The sequence below is a fragment of the Lutibacter sp. genome, from assembly GCF_041562875.1.
Lineage (GTDB): Bacteria > Bacteroidota > Bacteroidia > Flavobacteriales > Flavobacteriaceae > Lutibacter.
Window position 1 is genome coordinate 1 of record NZ_JBFFOE010000167.1, and the last position, 3034, is coordinate 3034.

Annotated in this window: 3 protein-coding genes; 1 reads left to right on the forward strand and 2 read right to left on the reverse strand. The window is 30.7% G+C overall.

From position 1 onward, the window contains the following. Positions 1 to 32: 32 nt before the first annotated feature. Positions 33 to 2021, reverse strand: coding sequence for an excinuclease ABC subunit UvrB (gene uvrB / locus ABY863_RS13245; RefSeq protein ID WP_372795610.1), 1989 nt, complete (start codon positions 2019 to 2021; stop codon positions 33 to 35). A 40-nt stretch (positions 2022 to 2061) separates the two neighbouring features. Here uvrB and ABY863_RS13250 point away from each other — a divergent pair, with 40 nt between their 5' ends. Further along, positions 2062 to 2595 carry a hypothetical protein gene (locus ABY863_RS13250; RefSeq protein ID WP_372795612.1) on the forward strand — a complete coding sequence of 178 codons (534 nt, stop codon included), beginning with the start codon at positions 2062 to 2064 and terminating at the stop codon, positions 2593 to 2595. Here ABY863_RS13250 and ABY863_RS13255 read toward each other — a convergent pair. Beyond that, the coding region (locus ABY863_RS13255) for a T9SS type B sorting domain-containing protein (RefSeq protein ID WP_372795614.1) at positions 2596 to 3034 on the reverse strand (439 nt) is incomplete at its 5' end. It abuts the gene before it with no gap.

Genomic DNA, 3034 nt, shown 5'->3' on the forward strand with positions numbered 1-3034 from the left:
AAAAATATAATTAGACTTATAAAGTAATAATTTTATACTTTCTCTTTCAATAGTTTAATTTCATCACGTAATTTTGCTGCTATTATAAAGTCGAGTGCTTTGGCAGCTTCTTCCATTTGTTTTCGTTTTTCACGAATACGTTTTTCAATTTCAGGTTTTGTTAAATACGCTAATTCTTCTTCAGCAGCCATAGTTGCAGCAGTATCATAATAATAAGATGAGCCTGTATTTTTAGCCAATGTGTTTTCTATACTTTTTGTAATTTGAGTAGGGGTGATGTTGTTTGCTGTATTGTATGCAATTTGTTTTTCTCTTCTTCTTTCGGTTTCATCAATAGTTAATTGCATACTTTTTGTAATCTTATCAGCATACATAATGGCTTTTCCTTTTACATTTCTTGCTGCTCTTCCAATGGTTTGAGTAAGTGAACGATGCGAGCGTAAAAAACCTTCTTTGTCGGCATCTAAAATAGCAACTAACGAAACTTCAGGTAAATCTAACCCTTCACGCAACAAGTTAACACCAATTAGAACATCAAAGACTCCTTTACGTAAATCGGCCATAATTTCAACACGTTCTAATGTATCAACATCTGAATGAATATAACGACAACGAATTTGGATTCTACTTAAATATTTTGTTAATTCTTCTGCCATTCGTTTGGTAAGTGTAGTTACCAAAGTTCGTTCATCTAATTCTACTCTTACTTGAATTTCTTCAATTAAATCATCAATTTGATTGATACTTGGACGCACTTCAATTTCGGGATCTAACAATCCGGTTGGTCTAATTACTTGTTCAATAAAAACACCTTCAGTTTTTTGTAATTCATAATCTGCAGGTGTGGCACTTACAAAAATCACTTGATTTTGAATTTCTTCAAACTCATCAAATTTTAGAGGACGGTTATCCATTGCTGCAGGCAATCTAAACCCAAACTCCACTAAATTTTCTTTACGGGATCTATCGCCACCATACATGGCATGAACTTGTGGAACCGTGACATGACTTTCATCAATTATCATTAAATAATCGTCTGGAAAATAGTCTAATAAACAGAAAGGCCTTGTTCCTGGTTCTCGTCCATCTAAGTAGCGTGAATAATTTTCAATTCCACTGCAATAGCCCAATTCACGAATCATTTCTAAGTCAAATTCAGTACGTTCTTTTAAACGTTTTGCTTCTAAATGTTTACCTATTTCTTTGTAGTATTCATATTGTTTCATTAAATCTTCCTGAATGGCATGTATAGCATTTTGCAATACATCAGGTGAAGTAACAAACAAGTTTGCAGGATAGATGTTTAACTGTTTGAATTTTTCAACTACTTGATTATTAGACATATTGAAGCTTTCTATTTCTTCAATTTCATCTCCAAAAAAGTGAATTCTATAGGCATGTTCACCATATGAAGGATAGACTGTAATAGTGTCACCTTTAACTTTAAAAGTTCCACTACTTACTTCAGTTTCAGTCCTAGAATATAAACTAGTTACTAATTGGTGTAAAAATTTTGTGCGTGAAATAACTTCGTTTACTTCAATAGAAATGATATTTTTTTTAAATTCAACGGGGTTTCCAATACCATAAATACAAGATACAGAAGCTATAATAATTACATCTCTTCTTCCAGATAGTAAAGCAGAGGAAGCACTTATTCTTAATTTTTCAATATCTTCATTGATGGATAAATCTTTTTCAATGTATGTTCCTGTAACAGGAAGGTATGCTTCAGGTTGATAATAATCGTAATAGGAAACAAAATATTCTACAGCATTATTTGGAAAAAACTGTTTAAACTCAGAATACAATTGTGCAGCTAACGTTTTGTTATGTGCTAAAACTAAGGTTGGTTTTTGAACTTCTTGAATTAAATTAGCAACCGTAAACGTTTTTCCAGAACCAGTAACTCCTAATAATGTTTGATATTTTTCATTAGCATTTATTCCTTGAACCAATTGTTTTATTGCTTCAGGTTGATCACCAGTTGGTTTAAAATTTGATTCTAATTTAAATTGCATATTGCAAAAATAATGTAATTTTATTTTCTAAATTGATAGTATGAAGTGTATTTCAAAAAGTATTCTAGTTGTTTTTTTTCTTTTGAGTTTAAATGTAGTTGCTCAAGAAACGTTTCCAAAATCTTGGGAAGGTAATTACAAAGGCGAATTACAAATTTTTGGGGTTGATTCTATTCATATGAAGTTGGAAATGAAGTTGAATATTTTACAAAAATCTGATTCAATTTATCAATGGAAAATCATCTATAATTTTAAAGGTAAAGAAGATATTAGAGATTATGAGTTGTTACTAGTTGATAAAACAAAGGGGATTTATAAAATTGATGAGAAGAATACCATCATTATTGATTCTTATTATAAAACAGAAATTTTTACAAGTTTTTTTGAAGTGATGGATTCCTTTATTATTTCAACCTATACAAAAGAGAATAAAGACATTATTTTTGAAATTATTGCTTCAGATGGAAAAACTCCAACTATAACAGGTAATTCTAAATTTAAGGATGAAGATATTCCTGAGGTAAAATCGTATTTAGTTAATAGTAGGCAAAAAGCAATTTTAAAGAAACAGTAGTTACCTTCTAATTAGGCTAAAGTGTCCTTTTCTGGTTCGTATATTTCCTATAGTATCTACTAATTCAACGGAGAACCAGTAATCGGTTGCAGGTAATGGATTTCCTTTAAATAAACCATCCCAACCATTTTCATTTGGGTTAATTTGAGCTACTAATTTTCCAAACCTGTCAAAAATATTAACCATTGAGCTGGTATAGAATTTGTCATTTATACCAACAATGTTCCAAGTATCATTAAACCCATCATTATTTGGGGTGAAGAATTTTGGAAACCCTACCACAGAGGTCTCTAATTGAGCAATTCCACAATTATTTTTATCTTGAATGAAAACCGTATAAATACCTGCAGCTAAATGATCAAAATAAGGTTCGTCTTGAAAAGAAGATACAAACCCATCTAATTTAGCGAGTGCATATTCATAATCTCCAATCCCTAAA

Excerpts from the sequence above, each read along its gene's own strand:
- uvrB (WP_372795610.1), bottom strand. The coding sequence starts at position 2,021 with ATGCAATTTAAATTAGAATCAAATTTTAAACCAACTGGTGATCAACCT.
- ABY863_RS13250 (WP_372795612.1), top strand. The coding sequence starts at position 2,062 with ATGAAGTGTATTTCAAAAAGTATTCTAGTTGTTTTTTTTCTTTTGAGT.